The 22,251-nt window shown below is 54.1% G+C and carries 23 protein-coding genes; 12 read left to right on the top strand and 11 right to left on the bottom strand.

What is annotated here, in order from left to right:
• Positions 1-13 precede the first annotated feature (13 nt).
• The 3 genes from ACERY3_RS07365 to ACERY3_RS07355 are packed head-to-tail and all read right to left on the bottom strand — an operon-like array spanning position 14 to position 1,503.
• On the bottom strand, positions 14-532 hold the full coding sequence (locus ACERY3_RS07365; RefSeq protein ID WP_373225372.1) for a 2-oxo-tetronate isomerase: 519 nt from the start codon (positions 530-532) through the stop codon (positions 14-16).
• A gap of 11 nt (positions 533-543) precedes the next feature.
• Positions 544-990, bottom strand: a complete 447-nt coding sequence (locus ACERY3_RS07360; RefSeq protein ID WP_373225371.1) for a DUF421 domain-containing protein — start codon at positions 988-990, stop codon at positions 544-546.
• 9 nt (positions 991-999) lie between these two features.
• Entirely contained in the window at positions 1,000-1,503 is a 504-nt protein-coding gene (locus ACERY3_RS07355; protein ID WP_182383531.1) for a hypothetical protein, read from the bottom strand.
• Positions 1,504-1,641: 138 nt separating this feature from the next.
• Here ACERY3_RS07355 and ACERY3_RS07350 point away from each other — a divergent pair, with 138 nt between their 5' ends.
• The 4 genes from ACERY3_RS07350 to ACERY3_RS07335 all read left to right on the top strand — a co-directional run bounded on the left by ACERY3_RS07350 (position 1,642) and on the right by ACERY3_RS07335 (position 7,103).
• Complete coding sequence (locus tag ACERY3_RS07350; protein WP_373225370.1) at positions 1,642-2,031, top strand: YdeI family stress tolerance OB fold protein; 390 nt, start codon at positions 1,642-1,644, stop codon at positions 2,029-2,031.
• A 64-nt stretch (positions 2,032-2,095) separates the two neighbouring features.
• Entirely contained in the window at positions 2,096-2,980 is an 885-nt protein-coding gene (locus tag ACERY3_RS07345; protein WP_032657142.1) for an SDR family oxidoreductase, read from the top strand.
• Between the two features lie 181 nt (positions 2,981-3,161).
• Complete coding sequence (locus ACERY3_RS07340; protein ID WP_033145495.1) at positions 3,162-4,085, top strand: LysR substrate-binding domain-containing protein; 924 nt, start codon at positions 3,162-3,164, stop codon at positions 4,083-4,085.
• Positions 4,086-4,721: 636 nt separating this feature from the next.
• Positions 4,722-7,103: a glucose/quinate/shikimate family membrane-bound PQQ-dependent dehydrogenase gene (locus ACERY3_RS07335; RefSeq protein WP_373225369.1), complete on the top strand. Its 2,382-nt coding sequence runs from the start codon at positions 4,722-4,724 to the stop codon at positions 7,101-7,103.
• An 89-nt stretch (positions 7,104-7,192) separates the two neighbouring features.
• On the opposite strand, the gene ACERY3_RS07330 is transcribed toward ACERY3_RS07335, so the two are convergent.
• The 3 genes from ACERY3_RS07330 to ACERY3_RS07320 form a co-directional block, all read right to left on the bottom strand.
• Complete coding sequence (locus tag ACERY3_RS07330) at positions 7,193-8,884, bottom strand: methyl-accepting chemotaxis protein (RefSeq protein ID WP_033145493.1); 1,692 nt, start codon at positions 8,882-8,884, stop codon at positions 7,193-7,195.
• A gap of 160 nt (positions 8,885-9,044) precedes the next feature.
• A complete protein-coding gene (locus ACERY3_RS07325) occupies positions 9,045-10,163 on the bottom strand; it encodes an S-(hydroxymethyl)glutathione dehydrogenase/class III alcohol dehydrogenase (protein ID WP_033146534.1) in 1,119 nt (372 codons plus the stop codon).
• Between the two features lie 31 nt (positions 10,164-10,194).
• A complete protein-coding gene (locus ACERY3_RS07320; protein WP_003857256.1) occupies positions 10,195-10,470 on the bottom strand; it encodes a metal/formaldehyde-sensitive transcriptional repressor in 276 nt (91 codons plus the stop codon).
• A gap of 229 nt (positions 10,471-10,699) precedes the next feature.
• Between ACERY3_RS07320 and ACERY3_RS07315 the strand changes: the two genes are divergently transcribed.
• From ACERY3_RS07315 to ACERY3_RS07305, 3 genes are all read left to right on the top strand, one after another.
• Positions 10,700-11,068: an NlpC/P60 family protein gene (locus tag ACERY3_RS07315; protein WP_073000557.1), complete on the top strand. Its 369-nt coding sequence runs from the start codon at positions 10,700-10,702 to the stop codon at positions 11,066-11,068.
• The gene (locus ACERY3_RS07310) at positions 11,068-11,571 is read left to right on the top strand and encodes a YbjP/YqhG family protein (protein WP_232937993.1); all 504 of its coding nucleotides are present in this window, start codon (positions 11,068-11,070) and stop codon (positions 11,569-11,571) included. Before ACERY3_RS07315 ends, ACERY3_RS07310 begins: the two co-directional genes overlap by 1 nt.
• Before the next feature lie 247 nt (positions 11,572-11,818).
• Positions 11,819-12,409 carry a LysE family translocator gene (locus ACERY3_RS07305; protein ID WP_373225368.1) on the top strand — a complete coding sequence of 197 codons (591 nt, stop codon included), beginning with the start codon at positions 11,819-11,821 and terminating at the stop codon, positions 12,407-12,409.
• A gap of 5 nt (positions 12,410-12,414) precedes the next feature.
• Here the strand turns inward: ACERY3_RS07305 and ACERY3_RS07300 are convergent, their stop codons facing one another.
• Positions 12,415-13,308 (bottom strand): LysR family transcriptional regulator, encoded by an 894-nt coding sequence (locus ACERY3_RS07300; RefSeq protein ID WP_373225367.1) that lies wholly within the window; start codon positions 13,306-13,308, stop codon positions 12,415-12,417.
• Between ACERY3_RS07300 and ACERY3_RS07295 the strand changes: the two genes are divergently transcribed.
• Entirely contained in the window at positions 13,295-13,492 is a 198-nt protein-coding gene (locus ACERY3_RS07295; protein WP_127353284.1) for a helix-turn-helix transcriptional regulator, read from the top strand. The genes ACERY3_RS07300 and ACERY3_RS07295 overlap by 14 nt on opposite strands.
• On the opposite strand, the gene ACERY3_RS07290 is transcribed toward ACERY3_RS07295, so the two are convergent.
• The gene (locus ACERY3_RS07290; RefSeq protein WP_248232900.1) at positions 13,447-14,409 is read right to left on the bottom strand and encodes a LysR family transcriptional regulator; all 963 of its coding nucleotides are present in this window, start codon (positions 14,407-14,409) and stop codon (positions 13,447-13,449) included. The two genes, ACERY3_RS07295 and ACERY3_RS07290, sit on opposite strands and share 46 nt — an antisense overlap.
• 89 nt (positions 14,410-14,498) lie before the next feature.
• On the opposite strand from ACERY3_RS07290, the gene ACERY3_RS07285 reads away from it, so the two are divergent.
• The 3 genes from ACERY3_RS07285 to ACERY3_RS07275 all read left to right on the top strand — a co-directional run bounded on the left by ACERY3_RS07285 (position 14,499) and on the right by ACERY3_RS07275 (position 16,160).
• Entirely contained in the window at positions 14,499-14,975 is a 477-nt protein-coding gene (locus ACERY3_RS07285; protein ID WP_087822545.1) for a GNAT family N-acetyltransferase, read from the top strand.
• A gap of 124 nt (positions 14,976-15,099) precedes the next feature.
• Positions 15,100-15,768 carry an epoxyqueuosine reductase QueH gene (locus ACERY3_RS07280; protein WP_023311652.1) on the top strand — a complete coding sequence of 223 codons (669 nt, stop codon included), beginning with the start codon at positions 15,100-15,102 and terminating at the stop codon, positions 15,766-15,768.
• A 119-nt stretch (positions 15,769-15,887) separates the two neighbouring features.
• Positions 15,888-16,160, top strand: a complete 273-nt coding sequence (locus tag ACERY3_RS07275) for a YqjD family protein (protein ID WP_023311651.1) — start codon at positions 15,888-15,890, stop codon at positions 16,158-16,160.
• Between the two features lie 28 nt (positions 16,161-16,188).
• On the opposite strand, the gene ACERY3_RS07270 is transcribed toward ACERY3_RS07275, so the two are convergent.
• Positions 16,189-17,652: an EAL domain-containing protein gene (locus tag ACERY3_RS07270; RefSeq protein WP_210867214.1), complete on the bottom strand. Its 1,464-nt coding sequence runs from the start codon at positions 17,650-17,652 to the stop codon at positions 16,189-16,191.
• Positions 17,653-17,928: 276 nt separating this feature from the next.
• Here ACERY3_RS07270 and ACERY3_RS07265 point away from each other — a divergent pair, with 276 nt between their 5' ends.
• Positions 17,929-18,813: a hypothetical protein gene (locus ACERY3_RS07265; RefSeq protein WP_033145482.1), complete on the top strand. Its 885-nt coding sequence runs from the start codon at positions 17,929-17,931 to the stop codon at positions 18,811-18,813.
• Positions 18,814-18,848: 35 nt separating this feature from the next.
• Here ACERY3_RS07265 and ACERY3_RS07260 read toward each other — a convergent pair whose 3' ends face one another.
• Together ACERY3_RS07260 and ACERY3_RS07255 are read right to left on the bottom strand one after the other, a co-directional pair.
• The gene (locus ACERY3_RS07260; RefSeq protein ID WP_096149885.1) at positions 18,849-20,024 is read right to left on the bottom strand and encodes an HlyD family type I secretion periplasmic adaptor subunit; all 1,176 of its coding nucleotides are present in this window, start codon (positions 20,022-20,024) and stop codon (positions 18,849-18,851) included.
• The gene (locus ACERY3_RS07255) at positions 20,021-22,201 is read right to left on the bottom strand and encodes a type I secretion system permease/ATPase (RefSeq protein ID WP_373225366.1); all 2,181 of its coding nucleotides are present in this window, start codon (positions 22,199-22,201) and stop codon (positions 20,021-20,023) included. The genes ACERY3_RS07260 and ACERY3_RS07255 overlap by 4 nt, the downstream gene beginning before the upstream one ends.
• Between the last annotated feature and the right edge of the window lie 50 nt (positions 22,202-22,251).

Genomic DNA, 22,251 nt, shown 5'->3' with positions numbered 1-22,251 from the left:
CCTCCACCTGAGTTTATCCGTTATTCCCGTCCGACAAGGTTGTCACCAGTTCAGCCAGCGAGGAATGCACCGCTTTTTCGACCACATCCTGACAGTCACCGGAGAAAAGCACGGTGCGGGTCTTCGTCTCGCCGCGTATGTTCCACGCGAAGCAGACCGTCCCCGCCGCCGTGCCGTCGTCGCCCCCTTCCGGACCCGCGTAGCCGCTGATGGCGATGCTGATATCGGCCTGGGCGATGTCGCGGATACTGGCGGCCATTTCGGTTACCGTCTGCTCGCTCACGGCCGTAAACCGCTCAAGCGTCTCGGGACGCACGCCGAGGATCCGCGCTTTAGCTTCATCGCTGAACACGACCAGCCCAACATCATAAAATTCGGCGGTGTTTTCCTCTGCGCAAAGCGCCACCGAGAGTTTTCCGCCCGTGCAGGACTCCGCGGTGGTTAAGCGAAGCCCGAGATCGGTTAATTTGCTCGCCAGCTTTTTCGTCAGTTCACCCACGGTATTATTGCTGTCGTGAAAAAGATTGCTCATCTTGCCGCCTCTTATTTCTCGAAAGGAATGATTGAAATATGGCCATTGCGCTCAAGTATGGCATATTTAATGTCGCTTATTTCCGTAATGCCATTATTTTGGCGCGCTGACACCAGAATATCATCACAGGACACGTCGACTTTTTTCAGTTTATCGGCTAACGGCACGCCGTTCTCAACAAGAATAACAGGCGTGCCATCCAGAATATTCTCCACCGGCGAAAAATACTTCTTCATTAGTCCGAAAATAATATCCACCACCACCAGCGTGGTAATGGCAATCATCGCACCGGTAACGGAAAAATCCTGTCCGAGAAGCGCCTGCTGCGTGGCTTCACTAATTATCAGAAGCAGAATGAGATCGAAGCTGGTCATCTGCAGCAGCGCGCGACGCCCGGCCACTTTAAATACCACCACCAGAAACAGATAAATAGCCAGCGCGCGAAAGACCATATCCATATCAGCCTCCTAGGGGTAAATAAATTGCCAGATGTTAATTTCCGGCTCGCTGTTGACGCGGATGACGGTGTTCCATTTACCGGCTCTGGAAGGTGTCGTGAAGAGTAACACGGAGAAGCTGTCTGTTTTTTTCAGGTTGTTATAGACAAAAAAGAGGGTCTTCCCGCGGCTGAACATAGCGTCCGGCTGCGGCCAGACGCTGCCGGGCTCATACGCATCGCTGCTCTCGCTGGTCATGCTGAGGACATACTTCCCCTCGCTCTGCACCGGAAACGCGAGCGCCATCCGGGTCTCTGTCTCCCGTCGTCCAAAGCGTTCATAGTCTATGGTCAATGATTTAGCGGAATTCGTTTTGACCGTGTCGCTGACCATTCCGCTGGAAAACAGACCGGCAATCGCCGCGACGATAATACCCAGCAGAACAATAAAACCCACCTGACGAAACGCGTATTCAAACGTCAGCAAACGGTAACTCTCATCTATCCCGGGTAACTTTTCATTTTCACGCTTCATGGTCATCGTCACCGTTTCGCTTATTATCCGATAATTTTGATTTCTAACGCGAATGTTTTTAGGACTTATCACATTTGCCACATAAAGGAATAGCAACAATACTTAATAAGTCAAGACACGCAAAATGAAGGATATCGGATGAAATTATCACTTATTTCCGCTTTATTGTTATTTCTGGTTCCGGCCGCATGGGCAGATAATAACGGGGGTTTACAAAAAGGCGAAGCGCCACCGCCTCCCCACGCGCTTGATAGCGGATATCGCGGAACCGACGATGCGCGTATTATGACCATCAGGCAGGCAAAAGAATTGCACGATGGTGCGACAATTTCATTACGCGGTAATCTTATTGACGGTAGCGGCGATAAGTTTGTATTTCAGGATAAAACCGGAAAAATCGACGTTATTATTCCCCAGGCAGTCTTCGACGGCAGAACGGTAAAACCCGACCAGATGATCAGTATCAACGGTTCGCTTGATAAAAAATCATCTCCTGCCGTCGTCCGTGTCGATCGTTTGCAGAAATAATTCAGCGAAGCGTTAACGCTGCAGTTATCCATCAAATCTCACCCCTTGGCTTAAGGAGTCAGCTATGAGTGATACTAAACAACGTACGAACGCTTACCCGCAGCCCCCGTTCCCGGAACAGCCGCAAACGCCGCCGGGACTGGCATCCGAAATGCAGCCCGTACCCGACCACGGGGAACAAAGCTATAAAGGGCATGGCCGCCTTGCCGGCAAAAAAGCGTTGATTACCGGCGGAGACTCCGGCATTGGTCGCGCGGTCGCTATCGCCTATGCGCGTGAAGGCGCTGACGTTGCCATTAACTACCTGCCCGAAGAGGAAAAAGACGCCGCTGAGGTCATCGAGCTGATCGAAGCGGAAGGCCGCAAGGCCGTCGCGTTGCCGGGTGACGTCCGGGACGAAACCTTCTGTCAGAATCTGGTCGAAGAAGCCGTGTCGAAACTGGGCGGGCTGGACATTCTGGTCAACAACGCCGGCCGTCAGCAGTTCCGTGAATCGCTTGAGGAACTGACCACGGAAGATTTTGACGCAACGTTTAAAACCAACGTTTACGCTCCGTTCTGGATCACCAAGGCGGCCCTGCGCCACCTGAAAGCGTCGTCCGTTATCATTAATACCTCCTCCGTTCAGGCGGTGAAGCCCAGCCCCGTGCTGCTGGACTACGCCCAGACGAAAGCCTGTCTGGCGGTGTTTACCAAATCCTTAGCCAAGCAGCTGGGTCCGAAAGGCATTCGCGTCAACGCGGTTGCTCCTGGTCCTTACTGGACGGTTCTGCAGTCCAGCGGCGGGCAGCCGATGGAAAAAGTGAAGGAGTTCGGTGGCGACACCCCGCTGGGACGTCCGGGCCAGCCCGTCGAGATTGCCCCGCTGTACGTCACGCTGGCCTCGGATGAATGTTCATTTACGTCCGGCCAGGTGTGGTGCTCCGATGGCGGCGACGGCGTGATCTAAACCGGTAGACAATACCCCTCCGCAGTGAGCAATAAACGAACAAGGATGTTCGCTTTTATTCCCCCGCCAAAAAACATGTTGTAACTCAAACAGATCAAATGTTAAAAATATTTTGCTATCAGGTTATCAAAATTAAACAACTTAACTTGTCACCCGCATCGCTCTGTTTTTAACATCGCCTATGGAAAAAAATGGTCTGTTCAGTCAGCGCATACGCTTGCGCCATTTGCATACATTTGTGGCCGTCGCTCAACAGGGAACGCTGGGGCGTGCGGCTGAAACTCTCAACCTGAGCCAGCCTGCGCTCTCAAAAACCCTCAACGAGCTGGAACAGCTGACCGGTGCCCGTCTTTTTGACCGCGGCCGGCTGGGGGCGCAGCTTACCATCGTGGGCGAACAGTTCCTCACGCACGCCGTGAAAGTGCTGGATGCGCTCAATACCGCAGGCCAGTCCCTGCACCGAAAAGAAGAGCAATCCAGTGAGGTGGTGCGCGTGGGCGCTCTGCCTACCGCGGCGCTGGGCATTCTTCCGCCCGTTATCGGCCAGTTCCACAAGCAGCAGCGGCATACCACGATTCAGGTCGCCACCATGAATAACACCATGCTGCTCGCGGGGCTGAAATCCGGCGAACTGGATCTCGGAATCGGCCGCATGTCCGACCCTGAGCTGATGGGCGGCCTCAACTATGAACTGCTGTTCCTGGAGTCTCTGAAGCTGGTGGTTCGTCCCGATCACCCCCTGCTGCAGGACACGGTCACGTTAAGCCGCGTGATGGAGTGGCCGGTAGTGGTCTGCCCAAAAGGGACCGTTCCCCGCCAGACCGCCGAAACCTTGCTGCAAATGCAGGGGTGTACGCTGCCCTCAGGATGTATCGAAACGCTGTCGGCCTCGCTTTCGCGCCAGCTTACGCTGGATTATGACTACGTCTGGTTCGTCCCCTCCGGTGCGGTGAAAGACGATTTACGCCAGGGAACGCTGATCGCCCTGCCGATTACCTCCCCCGGCCCCGGTGAACCTATCGGCATTTTGACCCGCGTAGACACGCCGCTTTCAACGGGCGCGCAGACACTGCTGAGCGCTATTCGTAAATCAATGCCGGTCTGACAACTTTCGCCCTCCTCATCCTAACCCTCTCCCCAACGGGGCGAGGGTTCCCCAGCCATTTTTCCACCCGAAGCGATAAATATTGCCTCAGGAAAATGAAGAACTTACAGCGACGCTCTGGTCCGGCTGTAAATCGCCGAAGCGTTTCCGCAAGGCCGGGGCGAGGCGCAGGGATGCGCCGAGAGGGCGTGGCCTGCAGGGATGCAGGCTCATGCCCGACCCGATAGCCTGAAGGAATAAGCTGAGGGCACCGCGAAGCGGCGATTTACCGCCGGGAGCCCGGGTTGCCAGGGCGGTGGCGATTGAGCCGCCCTGGCACGTTCACAGGCCATGTCGTTACAGAGTAGCAAGAAACATAAAGTGAACGGAATGACCACCACAGCCGTATGTTCCCCCTCACCCCAGCCCTCTCCCTCAAGGGAGAGGGGCCGTCTGCGCCCTAATCAATTAATGCGAAATCATTCATTAACAATTGCGTAAAACAATTTAACAGTTTTATCATAGCGACGAATTCACCAAATGGTTCGTAAATGATTTTACAACCCCGAATTCACCCGTATTAATCATTCTTCCCTCCGCATTTATTACCCAACTGGTACACACCCAGCACGGCGGGGGGATCTTAAGGAGACAGAAATGGCATTTGGCAGCGCGCCACGTGGGATACCGCGTATCCTGCAGTGGCTCCTTGCCGGACTGATGTTGCTCATCGGTCTGGCAGTCGGCGGGCTGGGCTTTAAGCTCGTCACCGTAGGCGGAAGTGGATACTTCCTGATAATGGGCGTGGTGATGGTGATTGCCGCGATCCTGATTTTCCTCAATCGCAGCAGCGGGATCGTGCTTTACGGCATCGCCTTTATTGCCTCGCTGTTCTGGGCGGTAAGCGATGCGGGCTGGGATTTCTGGCCGCTCTTCTCTCGCCTGTTTACCTTTGCCGTACTGGCCTTCCTCTGCGCCATCGTCTGGCCTTTCCTGCGCGCGGCAAACCACAGCGTTGCGAACAAGGCGCCCGCTTTTGGCGTCGCGGCCGTGCTCGCGGTGGCGATGCTGGTCAGCCTGGGCTGGATGTTTAAGCCGCAGACCCTCGTGGCAGCGAACGAGCCCGTTCCGGTGAAACCCGTCGCCCCCGGCGAGCAGCAAAAGAACTGGGCGCACTGGGGTAATACCACCCACGGCGACCGTTTCGCCGCGCTGGACCAGATTAACAAGCAAAACGTCCGCGATCTGAAAGTCGCGTGGGTTGCGCACACAGGCGATATTCCGCAGAGCAACGGCTCCGGCGCGGAAGATCAGAACACGCCATTGCAGATTGGCGACACGCTGTACGTCTGTACTCCATACAGTAAAGTGCTGGCGCTGGACGTGGATTCCGGCAAAGAAAAATGGCGCTACGATTCCAAAGCCACGGCGCCTAACTGGCAGCGCTGCCGCGGTCTGGGCTATTTTGAAGACCATTCCAGCGTGACAACGTCACAGGCAGAGACACCGCCTGCGGCATGCCCTCGCCGCCTGTTCCTGCCGACCACCGACGCCCGCCTGATTGCCATCAACGCGGATGACGGCAAGGTCTGTGAAGACTTCGGCGACCATGGCACCGTGGATCTGAGCGTCGGCATGGGCGAGATCAAGCCCGGATATTATCAGCAGACCTCCACGCCGCTGGTCGCAGGCAATGTGGTTGTCGTCGGCGGTCGCGTCGCGGATAACTACTCCACCGGCGAACCGCCGGGCGTGGTGCGCGCCTACGACGTGCACACCGGTAAGCTGGCGTGGGCGTGGGATCCGGGTAATCCGAACCTGACCGGCCTGCCGCCGGAAGGCCAGACCTACACCCGCGGCACGCCGAACGTCTGGTCAGCAATGTCCTACGACGCTAAGCTGAACCTGATCTACCTGCCAACCGGCAACGCCACCCCGGACTTCTGGGCGGGCGAACGTACCGCGCTGGACGATAAGTACAGCTCCTCCATCGTCGCCGTGGACGCGACCACCGGTCAGGTGCGCTGGCATTTCCAGACGACCCACCACGACCTGTGGGACTTTGACCTGCCTTCCCAGCCGCTGCTGTACGATCTGCCCGACGGTAAGGGCGGCACCACGCCTGTGCTGGTGCAGACCAGCAAGCAGGGCATGATCTTCATGCTTAACCGCGAAACCGGCAAGCCGGTGGCGAAGGTAGAAGAACGCCCTGTCCCGGCGGGTAACGTTGAAGGTGAACGCTACTCTCCGACCCAGCCGTATTCCGTTGGCATGCCGATGATTGGCAACCAGACGCTGACCGAATCCGACATGTGGGGGGCGACGCCAGTCGACCTGCTGCTGTGCCGCATTCAGTTTAAAGAGATGCGTCATCAGGGCGTCTTCACCCCGCCGGGTCTCGACCGTTCCCTGCAGTTCCCCGGCTCGCTCGGCGGGATGAACTGGGGCAGCGTCTCCGTTGACCCGAACAACAGCCTGATGTTCGTCAACGATATGCGCCTGGGCCTGGCAAACTACATGGTGCCGCGCGCTAACGTGGCGAAAAACGCCAGCGGCATCGAGATGGGTATCGTACCGATGGACGGCACGCCGTTCGGCGCGATGCGCGAACGCTTCCTGTCACCGCTGGGCATTCCGTGTCAGAAGCCGCCGTTTGGCACCATGTCGGCCGTTGACCTGAAAACCGGCAAGCTGGTGTGGCAGGTGCCTGTCGGCACGGTGGAAGATACCGGGCCGCTGGGCATTCGCATGCACATGCCAATCCCAATCGGCATGCCGACGCTGGGCGCATCGCTCTCTACCCAGTCCGGCCTGCTGTTCTTCGCCGGCACGCAGGATTTCTACCTGCGCGCGTTTGATACCGCCACCGGGAAAGAGATCTGGAAAGACCGTCTGCCTGTCGGCAGCCAGTCCGGCCCGATGACCTACGTGTCGCCGAAAACCGGTAAGCAGTACATCATCATCAACGCCGGGGGCGCTCGCCAGTCGCCGGATCGCGGGGATTACGTTATCGCGTACGCGTTACCCGATAAGCAATAAGATGTGAAAAAGGGACCGAAAGGTCCCTTTTTTGTAGGTCAGATTTTGTAGGTCGGGTAAGCGAAGCGCCACCCGACACTGCCGACAACTCAGAACGTCTCCCAGTTATCCCCGGAAACCGTCGCCGCCGGACGCAACGGCGCGTTCTTCGATACTGGCGCAGACATCACCGCGCGGCCTGGCTTTGTACTGCTCAGACGAAACGCCCCGACCGCCTCGGTCAGACGCGCGCCCTGTTCTTCCAGAGACGCGGCGGCCGCAGAGGCTTCTTCCACCAGCGAGGCGTTCTGCTGGGTCACTTTATCCATCTCAGAAATCGCCTGGCTCACCTGCACGATACCGCGGCTCTGCTCATCGGACGCGGCGGCAATCTCCAGCATGATGTCAGTCACGCGTTTAACCGCTTCGACGATTTCATTCATGGTGTTACCGGCAGCCACAACCTCACCGGAGCCCTGGTCGATCAGCGAGACCGATTCGTTAATCAGGCTTTCGATCTCTTTTGCGGCATTCGCACTGCGGCTTGCAAGGGTTCGGACTTCGCTTGCCACCACGGCAAAACCGCGCCCCTGCTCGCCCGCCCGCGCCGCTTCTACCGCCGCGTTAAGCGCCAGGATATTGGTCTGGAACGCAATGCTGTTGATGACGGCGGTGATCTCGGAGATTTTTTTCGAACTGGTGGAGATATTGCCCATGGTTTTGACCACGCCTGAGACCATCTGGCCGCCGCGGCTGGCTTTCCCGGAGGCATCTTCCGCAAGCTTGCTGGCATGATGGGCGTTATCGGCGTTTTGTTTCACCGTCGCGGTAAGCTGTTCCATGCTTGCGGCGGTTTGCTCAATGGCCGCAGCCTGCTGTTCGGTACGCGAAGAGAGATCGGTGTTACCGGCAGAAATCTCGCTCGTGCCGCGGTAGATCTCTTCCGCCCCCTGACGTACGGTGCCCACCGTGTTTTCAAGCGAGTGCTGCATGGTTTGCAGATCGCGCGTCAGGCGGCCAATTTCGCTGCGCCCGGCCACGTCGTCCGGCATCGTCAGGTCGCCTTTGGCGATATTCTCGATACGTTTCGCTGCACGCTGCAAAGGATTAATGACCGTGCGGCGGAGCACGACAAAGGTCATCGCCGTCAGCACCAGCGCAAGCGCAAACGCGCCCACCATAAACATCAGGCCCAGCTGCGTACGGCTGTGCGCCTGCGCCGTCAGCGCATTGGCACGCTCGGTGCGGATCTTAATCGCCTTCAGCAGCACGGCGTTGTAAGCGTCATCCAGCGGACGCGCCGTTTCGTTTTCGTGGTTGATAATCGCTTCGAACATGCCGTTTTTGGCGAATTTCACCATCGGCTGCATGCCCGCAATATAGGCGTCGTACCGCGCCTTGAGATCCTCATCCAGCGCTGCCCCCTCAGCGGTACGCACGGCACGATTCATATAGGCGGTAAAGCTCTCCTGGGACTGCTTAATGCGCGTTTCCGCCTCGCTGATGTTCTGCTTCATCGCATCCATCTCCGCGATACGGCTTGCCGCACCGGCGTGGATCAGATTAATACGCGCGGTACGCAGATGGTTTGAGCTGTTCGATAGCCCCATACGCACCTGAATTTCGGACGTGACATCCTGCTGATCGTTATCGGCCTGCAGCAGGAAATACCCCGCCAGACCCGAGCTCAAGGCGAACAGAAGAATAATGCCACCGAGAATGGAGGAAAACAGCGGAACCAGCCTGATGTGATGCAAGAAGCTCAGCTTGCGCTGCGCCTGCATCGAAGTAGTGTTGTCCATGACCGTCGACTCTCTTGTAGGTAAGATGCGTAAAAACACGCCTGTTAAATAGTCATCGGCACGGCAGAGATTTAGATTACGGCTAAAAACGCCGCACTGGTCACACTTTAGAGAAGATTATTAAAGAAACGCCAGCGGCGAAAAACCGCTGGCAGAAGAGTTACTTGTCGCCGAAATGAATGACGGTACGGATGGATTTTCCTTCGTGCATCAGATCGAACGCGTCGTTGATCTGCTCCAGCGGCAAACGGTGGGTAATGAACGGGTCGAGCTGAATCTTGCCGACCATAGCATCTTCAACCATACCCGGAAGCTGGGTACGGCCCTTCACGCCGCCAAACGCGGAACCGCGCCATACGCGACCGGTGACCAGCTGGAATGGACGGGTTTTAATCTCCTGGCCCGCGCCGGCCACGCCAATGATGATGCTCTCGCCCCAGCCTTTGTGGCAGCATTCCAGCGCGGAACGCATCACGTTCACGTTGCCGATACATTCGAAGCTGAAGTCAACGCCGCCGTCGGTCATCTCAACGATGACGTCCTGAATCGGTTTTTCGTGATCTTTCGGGTTAACGAAATCGGTCGCGCCCATTTCACCCGCCAGCCTGAATTTCTCCGGGTTGGTGTCGACCGCGATGATACGACCGGCTTTCGCCTGCACCGCGCCCTGAATCACCGCCAGACCAATGCCGCCGAGACCGAACACCGCCACGGTGTCGCCCTCTTTGACTTTTGCCGTGTTATGCACCGCGCCAATGCCGGTGGTCACGCCGCAGCCCAGCAGGCAGACTTTATCCAGCGGCGCCTGCGGGTTCACCTTCGCCAGCGAGATCTCCGCGCAAACGGTGTATTCGCTGAAGGTGCTGGTGCCCATGTAGTGATAAACGGGCTCGCCGTTATAGGAGAAACGGGTGGTACCGTCCGGCATCAGCCCTTTCCCCTGAGTGGCGCGAACCGCCTGGCAGAGGTTGGTTTTACCGGATTTACAGAACTTACACTCGCCGCACTCCGCGGTATACAGCGGGATAACGTGATCGCCAGGCTTCAGGCTGGTCACGCCCTCGCCCACTTCCACCACAATCCCGCCGCCTTCATGACCCAGCACCGCCGGGAAGACGCCTTCCGGATCGTCGCCGGAGAGCGTAAACGCATCGGTATGGCACACGCCGGTATGGGTGATTTTGATCAGCACTTCGCCTTTCTTCGGCGGTGCCACGTCGATTTCAACGATTTTCAGCGGCTGTCCGGGACCAAATGCAACTGCAGCGCGAGATTTCATCATGTCTTCCCTTTTTGTCAGGTGTGTGGGTTTATTTTAGATAAGAGCGCAGCAAATGGCCGACTTCCGCCATGCGTACGGCTCGCTGATCCGGCGTGGTTTCCCCCGTCACCAGCTCATCTTTGAGGTGAATTTCAACCATTTCGCCCATCAGGCCATTGGCAGCCCCGCGCACGGCGGCGATTTGCTGCAAAATGGCCAGACAGGGGTCGCCCGACTCCAGCGCGCGTTCAAGGGCATCAACCTGGCCCCGAATGCGGCGGACGCGAGTAAGAATGCGTTTTTTATCTTCGGGTGAATGCGGCATACGCCCTCCTGATACTATAGGGGGGTATGGTATTTTACTTACCTGGCGATGTAAACCTTCTATTTCCGTTGCAAAATCAGCGTATCTACCGCATATCATCAAGCAAGAGAATGAAACCTAAAAATATATAACCATATGAAATATATAATTTTTTAATAACATTATTTGCCTAACCGAATTGAAGATCCCGTTGTTTAGTGACGATTTCATATACAACAGGAGTTAACACATGGCATGGAACAAACACGCTGCGGCCCTGCATGCACGCCAGAGTGCCGGCATTTCATCGCAAAAACGCTGTGGTGAATTTACTCGCAAGGCAATACGAGCAGGTGGCGTGGATATTGGAAATGCACCCAATGCAAAAGACTATGGCAGTAACCTTGAACGAGCAGGTTTCAGAGTTTTAGGGCAAGGTGAAACATTACAGGAAGGCGATGTGGTTGTTATTCAGCCCTATGAGGGAGGAAATCCGGCAGGTCACATGGCGATTTATGACGGTACAACCTGGTACTCTGATTTCAGACAAAGAGATATGTGGGGTGGTCCGGGATATCGCTCCGCACGCCCTGCTTACAAAATTTACAGGAAAAGCTGATGCGTAACGTTCTTTTGATGTGCCTGTTACTGACAGGATGTGCAACACAGATGGATACGCCGGAAAAACGCACTCATGACTTTTATACATTTTACCTCACGGCTTTTGTCACAGACAGCAAAGAAGATAATCTCGATTCCCCAAAAATGCGTGAGTATATCGCGCGAGACACGCTCTTCCGACTGCAGAAAATTTTCTCTCTCTATGAGCAGGAAATTATCGGTTCCGACTACTTTACCTATACGCAAGACTATGCCGCGGAGTGGATCCCTGACCTCAGCGTAAGCAACGCAATAAACTCTGTGTCCGGAAAAGTTGTTAACGTCGAGCTGGGTGTGGGTCATGAGCAGAAACAGCAGTTAAACGTGTATCTGCGCAATGAAGACGGTAAGTGGAAAATATATCGCGTCACCGATGCGAGCCATCATTTTGAACAGTATATTTTTGACGACAGGGCGATTGCTGCCGCACAACGATATGCCGCTAGTATAACGTCGCCCTAATCTCTCCTTTCTTGTGCCATGCCAGGGCGTATGTCCTGGCATTTGTGTTTTCATAATTTACCCGGCATTGACGAGCCCTTACTCGCACCCCGGCTGCGCGATCAAACCAAAACATCAAACACACCTTTAGATAAAAGCCACTTACTCTGACGAGCGTTCCCGGGTAGCCTTCTGAAACACGAAAACAGAGTGGTGAATTAAACATCACAATGATTGTTCTGTAGATAAACCAACCCACGGAGATAAAATGCTGTTACTTTTTACAATGTTTATATTTTCACTGACGCTTTCATTTTCTCCTGGCCCCGTTAATATGGTGATTATATCGTCTGGTGCCGTTCACGGTTTTAGAAAGACCTTCTCATTTGTCTCCGGTGCAACGATAGGGTTTACGTTATTACTTATCTTTATATGTTTCGGCTTTTACGCTGCAATCGAAAAATATCCAGTGTTTTTCCGGTATCTTAATATTGCCGGTTCTTTATTTATCATGTATATGGGCTATAAGATAGCGTCGTCACGGTCCGATATGTCATTAACAAAAACGGATTCACCCGGTTTTGTTCAGGGTTTTGTCATGCAGTGGATCAACCCAAAAGCTTGGACCGCGTGCGCTTCAGGAGCTGCGATGTTTTCTGAACCCTCAACCCCTGTGACAGCACTCGTTTTTATCACGGTCTATTTTTTTGTCTGTTACCTGTCGCTTTCTGCCTGGGCATTGATGGGAGAAAAGGTATCGGTTCTTCTCAGGAGCACACGGCAGCTCCGTACGTTTAACGTGTTGATGGGCGGGTTGTTATTTATTACGGCGTGTTACATGCTCTTTTTAACGTTTTAAACCCGTTATAACGTGTGATACTCAATTGCGTTATAAATATCATTAATCAATTTGTAGGCAATACTGCTGGTCGACATATTAGAAGGCCATACGGCATAGACTTTCAGCGGTTCCAATGACCAGTCAGGAAGTATTTCCTGCATTTCTCCGCGCTTAACATCCTCTTCGCTTAAATAGCGAGGAGGTGCTGCAAGACCAATTTGTTGTCTGGCAAGAGCATAAGTGGCTTCGACATTATCTACATACACCGTGGGCGTATACGTCACGACAGCCACGTCCCCATTTTTATGCCGGAATTCCCGGTTATTCTGCCTCATATTGAGTCCAATCCATGGCAGTTTCGCCAGTTCATCAGGATGCGTAATCGTCGGGTAATAGCTGAGCAATTCCCGGGACGCAACTACCTGACGTGGCAGCACAAAAAGATGGCGCGCTTTAAGAGAGCTGTTCGGAAGTTCGCCGATTCGAAATGCCACATCAATACCGTCGGCAATAATATCTCTGCGCGTATCGCTGTAAGAGATATTCAGTAAAATGCCCGGATGACGTTTTATAAAATCGGCCAGATGGCGGGTAAACGCACTCTTCAGAAAAACGGCAGGAAGAGAAATAGTCAGCTTATTCGCCGTTGATATCGAACGCTGCTTAAATTCAATGACCCCCTGCTCATAAAGCGCCAGCATCGATTTGGCCGTTTCCAGCAAATTGGCGCCATCGTGAGTCAGAGAGAGTTTGCGGGTGTTTCTGTACAGCAACGCGCAGCCAAGATTTTTTTCCAGCTTTGATAAATGCGCGCTTGCCGTTGCGGTTGTGAGCCCTAACGCTTCTGCCCCACCTGAAATGGATCCTGCCTCAGCAATCTTTGCAAACACTATCAGATAACGAATGTCATCAATCATTTATCGTCCTGTTGCGACGGCGTTCCTGCGAACTACGCGTTTAATCATAGAGTTACGATATCGTACTTTCCTTCCCGGTCGCATCTCTTTTTATCGTTTGGACTTTACGCCCTACTCATTTTGCGAGGCGCTGCAGTGTCAACCCGGCGACATCCTTTCCTGGGAGCCGGACAGCCCGGAATGAAGCGCCTGCGCCAGCGTTTGCAGCTCCTCCTTAAGCCAGCGGGTCGCCCCCCGCTGGCCGCTGCGTTTATGCGAGTAAATTTTCACTTCAAACGTGCGTATCGAAAACGGTAAAGGAAAAATCCTCAGGTCCGCTGCCGCAGCCAGCTTCTCAGCGGCAAAACGGGGGATTGCCATCAGCAGGTCGCTTTCGGCAACGATAAACGGCGCGCTCAACATCGACGGCGTTTTGATCGCGATTTGTCGGGTATAGCCCAGTTGTTCCAGCCGCACGTCCAGAACGCCCTGTTTCTCATTCCATGGCGTCACCACCAGATGACGGGCCGCGAGATAATCCTCCAGAGTGAGACGCGTCCGGCGCGCGTTGCCGATGACCACATACTCATCTTCAAACCAGTCGATCTCTTCCAGTTCCGGGTGCCGGATATCATCCTGAGTGCTGAACCCCAGCGCGAGATCCACTTCGCCCGCCAGCAGTTCCGTCAGCGCCGGGCTGTGCGGCAGATAGCGCAATTCGAAACGCAAGCCCGGGGCAGCAAGCTGCAGTTTGTGCATCAGCGCCGGGAAAATGCACAGCGCGGTAAAGTCCGTAATCCCAATTTGTAAGCTTTCGGTACTGCTGGCCGGGTCAAACTCCGGCTGCGGGGTCAGCTCATGATTGAGGAACGACAATGCGGAAGCAATGGAAGGCGCAAGCTGATTGGCATACACGCTGGGGGACATGCGATGCCCTTCGCGAAAAAAGAGCGGGTCATTCAGGGTGATGCGCAAACGCGACAGCGCATGGCTCAGTGCCGATGTGCTCATCGCCAGCTCGTCAGCGGCCAGCCGAACGGAACGGTGGCGGTAAATCGCGTCGAAAACGGGCAGCAGGTTTAAATCAAGACGCCTCAGTACCGGATGCATAATATTCATCATCTGTTGATTTCATTGCACTTAATTCTTCGGACAATACTCCGTATGCTTAACGCCATCAATCGAACACAGGCTAAAACACAGGAAAAACAATGAGCATCACCATTCGTCAGGCCCGCCCCGAAGATGCGGCGGCAATATACGCCATGATCTACGAGCTGGCGGTGTATGAAAAAGCGCCGGAAGAAGTGGTTACCACGCCGGAGGAGATCCGCGAAACGCTCTTTGGCGCAGGCACAAAAACCGAAGCGTTGATCGCGGAGTGTGAAGGCAAGACTGCCGGCTATGCCGTGTTCTTCACCAGCTATTCGACCTGGCTCGGACGTAACGGGATTTACATGGAAGACCTGTACGTATCCCCGGAGTATCGCGGTAAAGGCGCGGGAAGAGCGCTATTGAAACATATCGCGCAGCTCGCGGTAAAACGGCAGTGCGGCCGCCTTGAATGGAGCGTGCTGGACTGGAACCAGCCCGCCATTGATTTTTACCTGAGCATAGGCGCGCTGCCGCAGTCCGAATGGGTTCGCTATCGTCTTGATGGCGCAGCGCTGCTGAATTTTGCCGAATAGCAACACGTGGTACCCGAGATGATCCCGCCCCGCGGGGTCGCTCTGTCCTGCCTTGATCCCGTCTCAACAGATGATGAATTTATGCTACCCTTCCATAAATTTCATAAACATATTGCAGAACGCCATGACGACAGCCCCTTTTATCCGCCCACAACTTTCCCTGCCAGACGGTGCCGACAGGCTGCTGTTGCACTCCTGCTGCGCCCCCTGCTCGGGTGAAGTGATGGAGGCTATCCAGGCTTCGGGGATTGACTACACGATTTTCTTCTACAACCCCAATATCCATCCACAAAAGGAATACCTCATTCGTAAGGAGGAGAATATTCGCTTTGCGGAAAAACACGGCGTGCCGTTTGTTGATGCCGATTACGATACAGATAACTGGTTTGAGCGCGCGAAAGGCATGGAATGGGAACCCGAGCGTGGCGTCCGCTGCACCATGTGCTTCGATATGCGTTTCGAGCGTACGGCGCTCTATGCGGCAGAAAATGGATTCAGCGTCATCAGCAGCTCGCTCGGGATCTCGCGCTGGAAAAACATGCAGCAGATAAATGACTGCGGCCAGCGTGCTGCCGCGCGCTATCCGGGTATGGTTTACTGGGACTATAACTGGCGTAAACAGGGCGGCTCCTCTCGCATGATTGAGATCAGCAAGCGGGAGCAGTTTTACCAGCAGGAATACTGCGGGTGCGTTTATTCGCTCAGGGACAGTAACCTGCATCGTAAGTCTCAGGGCCGCCCGCTGATTCGCATCGGGAAACTGTATTACGGTCAGGATGACAATGAGAAATAACGGGTTTCCGGTATAGAGATATATCCGAAAACAGCCCTGATATGTACCGAATTTAGCCTAACGTCTCCCACATCCACAAAGAGCGGCTATCCTTTAATAATCAACAAAAGGAGGCAAAAATGTCTGATTTCGGTACTGATAAAAACACCCAGTTTGCTGAAGATAAAGCTAAAAATAAATTTGATGAGCTTGCAGGTTCCGCGCAGCAGCAGTTTGGTGAATTCGTTGATTCACCAAAGCATCAGGTAAAAGGTGCGGCTAAAAAATATGCCGCGCAGGCCAGCGATGCCGTTTCCGACGTCACTGAAGCTGTCAGAAATAATCCCCTCACCGGCCTCGTCGCAGCGGGTGCGGTCGGTATTGTTCTCGGCCTGCTGCTCGGTCGAAAATAATAAAAGGCCCTTCGGGGCTTTATTTTTCTTAGCTAAACATTCTGACCATACGGTCTAACTCTTCCTCTTTCACGGCACGAGATAAATAATACCCCTGAAAGTTTTTGACGCCCAGCGCGACTAATTTTTCAAACTTTTCTTCACTATCAACCCCCTCGGCAATACAGTCCGTTCCGGTCATGTCGCTATAAATCTGTATCGCTTTAATCAGGTTATAGTCATTGTCGTTTGCCACAAAATGCTCAACGATGTCGCGATCCAGCTTGAGTCCATCAAAATGCACCTGCCGCACCGGGAACATGGTTTGATGGTTAGAGAAGCAGTCATCCAGAAATAATCGACACCCCGTATTACGCAAATGCCGCATGGTTTCAGGGATCCTTTTGTCCTTCGTCACGTCAATATCTTCAGCAAATTCAAAGACCAGCTTTTCGGCCCACTGCGGCTTGAGCAGCATGTCGATAGCTTTCTTTGCCATATCAGGCAATGCATTTCCGGAAGCCAGACGAGGCGGAATATTTACAGAAAAATAGTATTTACCGTTATACTTATTAATCCCTGACACGGCGGCATGGATGACTAACGCCGTTATTTTCAACCATATCTCATGGTTTGAAATATCCGTGAGAAAACTGGCCGGCTTGACAATTTTACCGTTTTTATTCCAGCGGATCAGTATCTCAAAGCCTACGCCCTTTTTGTCACGATCGGTAATGATCTGATAAGCGGGGAAGATCTCTTTTTTATATAATGCATTAAAAATTTCTGATTCTTTATCCGTAAAATCCGTATGTTGGCTCCGCCGCTTGATACGTCTTTCCGCGCTGAAATTGTGCGAATCGTTTAGCCACCGCTTAATTAAGCGTAATTTCAGCACGCCTTCCTTACGGTGGGTATAAACCGTTTTATTAGAAAGCCCCATTTCGTCGCACATTTCTTTTACGGACATGCCGCGGTAGAAATTTAATAAAACGTCAATTTCTCTTTTTGTTAGCCACTTTACGGTTTCTTGCGAAGAATTATCCTTGTAGCGATCGCGTAATACGTACGAACGATCTTTAAAAACATGATGGTGTGTATGAATACAGGTTATGACATCTGAAACGCGGGCCAGTCGAATCAATGATAATTGATAACTATTATTTAAAAGAGTGCCCAGGGTGCGATATAGCCAGCTATCCGGCAGGTCGCCATACAGGGTGACGCGTCGAATAACGGGAAGTGCATTGAGCACGGATGCCAGTCGCTTCAGGCTCTCCAGGAGACTGACGATACCTTTTCCGAGAAACACCACAATATGAGCACTCTGATTTATAAGGATATTTTCAAGATCCTGTTGGGATACCTCATCCCCGTCAAAGTGAATATGCGAAGCCTGTATTCCGTACTGGTTAAGGATCAGACGATATCCCTGGAACGTAAAACCGCAGGCGGAGATGACAAATTTATGTTCATCGCACGCCTCATTTCTGAGAGAAATTGTGTGGGTCATAAACTGCTCCTGGGCACTGAGGCGCCATTTCCATTTGTGAATACGTAAAATTTAACGCACCTGTTATAAACATTAATTTTACAGTACAGCCTCAGGGTAAGAAACAGTTATCCGCTGAACTCACAGGAACATCTTTGCGTTAATCACCGTCGTTTAAATATACTTTTCTTTGCAAATAACAACGGCAAATATCTTATTCTCAGGGTATAATGAAAATTCCGAAAAAGAAGAGTGGACACTTCATCTATCGGCTCATTCAAATACGAGAAAAATGCTATGGATAATCACATCTCATCCAGGGCCTTGCTACATCGAAGGGATGTTATAAAGAACAATCCGCGATTCGGTGAGGCAATATTAGAGCACTACACAATTAATGACACCATCTACAAAAAACAACCTTTGTTCTACAAAACAATGCTGCAGGAATCACGGTTTAACATTATTCTCTCCATGTGTTGTTTTATTTTTGGAAATCAGGCCGAGTCAGTTTCAGAGATTAAAGAGTTATGCTCTCGCTATAAAATAGCCAGCCCCAACAGCGTGATTGCGATCATTACGATACTGAGAACCACAGGGCGCATCAGGACCTGGCGCTGCACGGATGACCGACGCAAAACGAGAATCGCGCCAACCGAAAAAGGACTCAATGAACTTAAGCGCTATATGTCCGGCGCTTTTTTGCCCGTCAGCATTCTTTATCCGGCATTTAATATTAATGTTAACCTGCTGGATAATGATATTTTGAGAAACAACTTTTTCCGCCGCGCGGCTGAATATCTTTTCCGGGGATTAACGTTCAGAAAGGTGTTACCTGAGGTGGGGTTATTTATTGATAAAGATGGCGGCCGCATGATTATGCTTTATATCTATCTGCAGGCCATGAAAAATAAATCCGCTCACGGTGCGGTCATTGACTATTCAGCCAGCACGCTCGCAAAGGAATTTTTTGTTTCGCGCATCCACGTCAACCGAATTGTCAAATCGGCACAAGAGGCGGGATATCTTAAAGATCGTGGTGATGGTCGGATGTCGATATACCCGGCGTTTATCGACCTTGTCGAAAATTATGCCGGTTTATATTTTGCGTATGTTACGCATTACATCAACGTTGTGCCTAAAGAGCGACGCCACGCTCACAACGTGACGTCAACCGTATAATCCAGCAGGCGTTCGGAGTTCCGAACGCCATTCCCCTATCGTTCCCGCAGCGCCTCTTTTGCCTTGTTCAGAGGTTTCAACAGATAATCCAGAATGGTTTTGCTGCCGGTTTTAATATCAACGGTGGCAATCATGCCCGGAAAGACCGGAAATTCCTGACCCTGCTTATTGGTCAGATGGTTACTGTCGGTACGGATATAGACGCGATAGTAGTAGACATCCCTTTTCACCTCATCCTGCAGGGTGTCCGGCGAAATCATCGTCACTTCCCCTTCCAGCCCGCCGTAAATGGAGTAGTCATAGGCCGTAATTTTCACCAGCGCTTTCTGGCCGGGATGGATAAACGCCACATCGCGCGGCGAGATTTTCGCTTCGACCACCATCTGATCGTCAAGCGGGACAAGGCTCATCAGCTTGCCGTTCGGCGGGATAACGCCTCCCACGGTTGTGACGTCAATATCCTTCACGATCCCGCGAACCGGGGCATTGAAGGTCAGCCGGGTCAGGGAGTCCTCACGCCCTTTCATCACCGAACGCTGGGCCTCAATCTCCGCATTGGCTTTCGCCAGCTCCTCACGGGCGCGAACGTAATACTGGTTTTTCATCTCGGTGATTTTGTTCTCAAGCTCGTTGTTTTGACGCTCAAGACGTAACACCTCAACCTTGCTGGCCGCCCCCTGGGTCACCAGCGGTCGGGTTAACGACAGCTCGCGCTGCACCAGCTCGGCGCCCTGACGCAAGCCGGCCAGCCCTTTTTCGAGACTTTCACGACGGGACTGGTAGAGCGCCGTTTCCTGTTTGACCAGCTCAACGTCGTCATCCAGCTCGTCCGGAAACGCGAGTTCCGTGTCGTTCACCTCGGCCTTCAGGCGCGCAGCGGTTGCCAGCGCCGCATTCAGGCGAGACTCGCTCTCCAGCACGCTCGACTCGGTTTTTGTCCGGTCAAGCTGCGCGAGCTGCTGCCCGCGTTCCACGATGTCGCCTTCACGCACCATCAGGCTGTGAATGATGCCGCCTTCCAGAGACTGGATGACCTGCTCATGCGAAGACGGTATGACCTTGCCGCTGCCGGTCGTCACTTCATCCAGATGGAACAGGCTTGCCCAGGCGATAAACACCGCCAGCAGGGCGAACAGGGACCATGCCACCAGCGACGAGCGCGGCAGGCGTGGCTCCTTCAGTCGGCTATTGAAACGAGAGAAATCATTCATGCCGCGCCCTCCTCGACAACCGCCGCTGGCTTCATGGTCACGGTGCGCTGCGCGGCTTTCTGCGGCGCCATGCCGTGCTGGTGCAGGATTGCATCGCGCGGGCCGTCCATCACCACCTTGCCGTTTTCCAGCACGATGATGCGGTCGACCAGGTCCAGAATCGGCAGGCGATGCGTCGCCACGACCAGCGTCCGGCGTTTACCCAGCCATTTGTGAAGATGCTGAATAAACTGCTTCTCGCTCATTTCGTCCAGCCAGGCGGTAGGCTCGTCCAGCAGCAGAATAGTCGGCGAGGTAATCAGGGCTCGCGCCAGCAGCAGCGCCTGACGCTGGCCGCCGGAGAGACCCGCCCCGCCCTCGTTGATGATGTAGTTCAGCCCCATTTTCTGCTTGCGCACAAACTCCAGCGCGCCGCTGTTAACCAGCGCCTGATGAATCTCATCATCGGTGGCTAACGGGTTCCCCATCAGGATGTTGTCCCGCACGGAGCCAAAGAACAGCCGGGCCTGCTGGCTGAGCAGCTGCATGTCGCGGCGCACGTCGGCCGGGTCCAGATGATTGAGGGCGATATCGTCGAGCAGGATGCTGCCCTGCTGCGGCTCCTGCATGCCCGCCAGCAGCTGTAACAGCGTGCTTTTACCGGAGCCATTGCGCCCGAGCACCGCCACGCGCTCTCCGGCGCGGATCTGCAGCTTGCTGATGTTGAGCACGGTGAGTTTTTCTTCCTCGTCGTAATAAAACCCGACGTCCTCAAGCGCATAGTCGCCGCGCAGGTGGGCTTTGTGCACCTTCTTGCCGTGCTGCGGATCGTCAATCGGGCGCTGCATCAGGTCGTCCAGCCCCTTGCGGGCCACCTTTGCCGACTGCCAGCGCGACAGCACGCCTGAGATCTGCGACAGCGGCGCGATGGTGCGCGACGCCAGAATCGAGGTTCCCACCAGCGCACCGGTAGTCATGTCGCCGCTGATGACCAGGTAACAGCCCACCAGCAGTACCACCGCGTAGACGATTGACTGCACCTCCTGCGTCCAGGTGAGCAGCAGGCCCGTCAGCCAGCGCTGCTTCATGCCGACGCTGGCGGCAACGTCGTTGGTATTATTCCACTGGTTCTGGAAACGCTGCTCGGCGCGCATCAGCTTGATGTCTTCAATGCCCTGCACCGCTTCCACCAGCGTGGCGTTACGGATGGCGGATTCCCGCATCCCTTCGCTGGAGAGTTTCCCCAGCGGGCGCTGCACCAGCAGGCCGGGGATAAGAAGCAGCGGCACGGCGAGCAGGACCACCAGCACCAGCGGGCCGCCAATCATCCACAGAATAAAGACGAACAGCAGGAAGAATGGCAGATCGGAAATCGCCGCAATGGTGGTCGAGGTAATGAGCTCGCGCACCGACTCCAGCTCGCGGATCTGGGCGATAAAGGATCCGGTCGATTTGGAGCGCGCGCCGTTTTTAATCCGCAGCGCGTGGGCAAACACGCGTTCAGAGATGCGCAGGTCGGCGCGCTTCCCCACCACGTCAGAAATATGCACGCGCAGCATGCGCATGATGAATTCGAACACGATGGCAATCATCACGCCGCCAAACAGCACCCACAGCGTGGCTTCCGACTGCGACGGTACCACCCTGTCGTACACCTGCATTGAGAAGACCATGCCGGAGAGCGCCAGCACGTTGGCGACCAGCGCCACCAGCATAATGTCGCTGTAGCGTCGCCAGTCCTTCAGCGCCAGCTGCCAGAACCAGTTTTTCTCATAGGGTTTGATGTAGTCGTCCACGCGGGCATCCGGCGTGGATTCGAGCGGGCGCAACACCATCAGCCCTTTTAACCGCGCCCCGAGCTCATCACGCGTCAGCGTCGTCTCCAGCCCCGCGTCGCCGCTAAACTGCAGGCTGACGTTGCCTTCGCTGTCCATGCGGTTAATGACCGCAATCTGTCCGCCGGTGAATTCCGCCAGCAGCGGCAGGCGCCACGGATCGAGGGATACCGCTTCAGCCGCCACCATACGCATCCCCAGCCCAAGCTGGCGCGCCATCTCCTCCAGCACCAGCTGGCGCGGAGACTGGCTTTCATGGTTAATCGTGACCCGAACATGCTCCGCTGAGAAATCCAGCCGGTAGTGCCTCGCGATGATGAGCATGCCCTGCAGCCAGGGTTCGTACTGTGGATGTGTCTTCATAATGCTACGTCCTGTCCAGAGCGGTAATTTCGCACTGAAATGATACCTTT

The sequence above is a fragment of the Enterobacter cloacae complex sp. ESBL7 genome (genome assembly GCF_041679625.1).
In the GTDB taxonomy this organism is placed as follows: domain Bacteria; phylum Pseudomonadota; class Gammaproteobacteria; order Enterobacterales; family Enterobacteriaceae; genus Enterobacter; species Enterobacter asburiae_B.
Note: the sequence above shows the minus strand (reverse complement) of the source record. Positions and strands in the feature narration are given on the sequence as shown.

Excerpts from the sequence above, each read along its gene's own strand:
- ACERY3_RS07365 (WP_373225372.1), bottom strand. The coding sequence starts at position 532 with ATGAGCAATCTTTTTCACGACAGCAATAATACCGTGGGTGAACTGACG.
- ACERY3_RS07360 (WP_373225371.1), bottom strand. The coding sequence starts at position 990 with ATGGATATGGTCTTTCGCGCGCTGGCTATTTATCTGTTTCTGGTGGTG.
- ACERY3_RS07355 (WP_182383531.1), bottom strand. The coding sequence starts at position 1,503 with ATGAAGCGTGAAAATGAAAAGTTACCCGGGATAGATGAGAGTTACCGT.
- ACERY3_RS07350 (WP_373225370.1), top strand. The coding sequence starts at position 1,642 with ATGAAATTATCACTTATTTCCGCTTTATTGTTATTTCTGGTTCCGGCC.
- ACERY3_RS07345 (WP_032657142.1), top strand. The coding sequence starts at position 2,096 with ATGAGTGATACTAAACAACGTACGAACGCTTACCCGCAGCCCCCGTTC.
- ACERY3_RS07340 (WP_033145495.1), top strand. The coding sequence starts at position 3,162 with ATGGAAAAAAATGGTCTGTTCAGTCAGCGCATACGCTTGCGCCATTTG.
- ACERY3_RS07335 (WP_373225369.1), top strand. The coding sequence starts at position 4,722 with ATGGCATTTGGCAGCGCGCCACGTGGGATACCGCGTATCCTGCAGTGG.
- ACERY3_RS07330 (WP_033145493.1), bottom strand. The coding sequence starts at position 8,884 with ATGGACAACACTACTTCGATGCAGGCGCAGCGCAAGCTGAGCTTCTTG.
- ACERY3_RS07325 (WP_033146534.1), bottom strand. The coding sequence starts at position 10,163 with ATGAAATCTCGCGCTGCAGTTGCATTTGGTCCCGGACAGCCGCTGAAA.
- ACERY3_RS07320 (WP_003857256.1), bottom strand. The coding sequence starts at position 10,470 with ATGCCGCATTCACCCGAAGATAAAAAACGCATTCTTACTCGCGTCCGC.
- ACERY3_RS07315 (WP_073000557.1), top strand. The coding sequence starts at position 10,700 with ATGGCATGGAACAAACACGCTGCGGCCCTGCATGCACGCCAGAGTGCC.
- ACERY3_RS07310 (WP_232937993.1), top strand. The coding sequence starts at position 11,068 with ATGCGTAACGTTCTTTTGATGTGCCTGTTACTGACAGGATGTGCAACA.
- ACERY3_RS07305 (WP_373225368.1), top strand. The coding sequence starts at position 11,819 with ATGCTGTTACTTTTTACAATGTTTATATTTTCACTGACGCTTTCATTT.
- ACERY3_RS07295 (WP_127353284.1), top strand. The coding sequence starts at position 13,295 with ATGTCATCAATCATTTATCGTCCTGTTGCGACGGCGTTCCTGCGAACT.
- ACERY3_RS07300 (WP_373225367.1), bottom strand. The coding sequence starts at position 13,308 with ATGATTGATGACATTCGTTATCTGATAGTGTTTGCAAAGATTGCTGAG.
- ACERY3_RS07290 (WP_248232900.1), bottom strand. The coding sequence starts at position 14,409 with ATGATGAATATTATGCATCCGGTACTGAGGCGTCTTGATTTAAACCTG.
- ACERY3_RS07285 (WP_087822545.1), top strand. The coding sequence starts at position 14,499 with ATGAGCATCACCATTCGTCAGGCCCGCCCCGAAGATGCGGCGGCAATA.
- ACERY3_RS07280 (WP_023311652.1), top strand. The coding sequence starts at position 15,100 with ATGACGACAGCCCCTTTTATCCGCCCACAACTTTCCCTGCCAGACGGT.
- ACERY3_RS07275 (WP_023311651.1), top strand. The coding sequence starts at position 15,888 with ATGTCTGATTTCGGTACTGATAAAAACACCCAGTTTGCTGAAGATAAA.
- ACERY3_RS07270 (WP_210867214.1), bottom strand. The coding sequence starts at position 17,652 with ATGACCCACACAATTTCTCTCAGAAATGAGGCGTGCGATGAACATAAA.
- ACERY3_RS07265 (WP_033145482.1), top strand. The coding sequence starts at position 17,929 with ATGGATAATCACATCTCATCCAGGGCCTTGCTACATCGAAGGGATGTT.
- ACERY3_RS07260 (WP_096149885.1), bottom strand. The coding sequence starts at position 20,024 with ATGAATGATTTCTCTCGTTTCAATAGCCGACTGAAGGAGCCACGCCTG.
- ACERY3_RS07255 (WP_373225366.1), bottom strand. The coding sequence starts at position 22,201 with ATGAAGACACATCCACAGTACGAACCCTGGCTGCAGGGCATGCTCATC.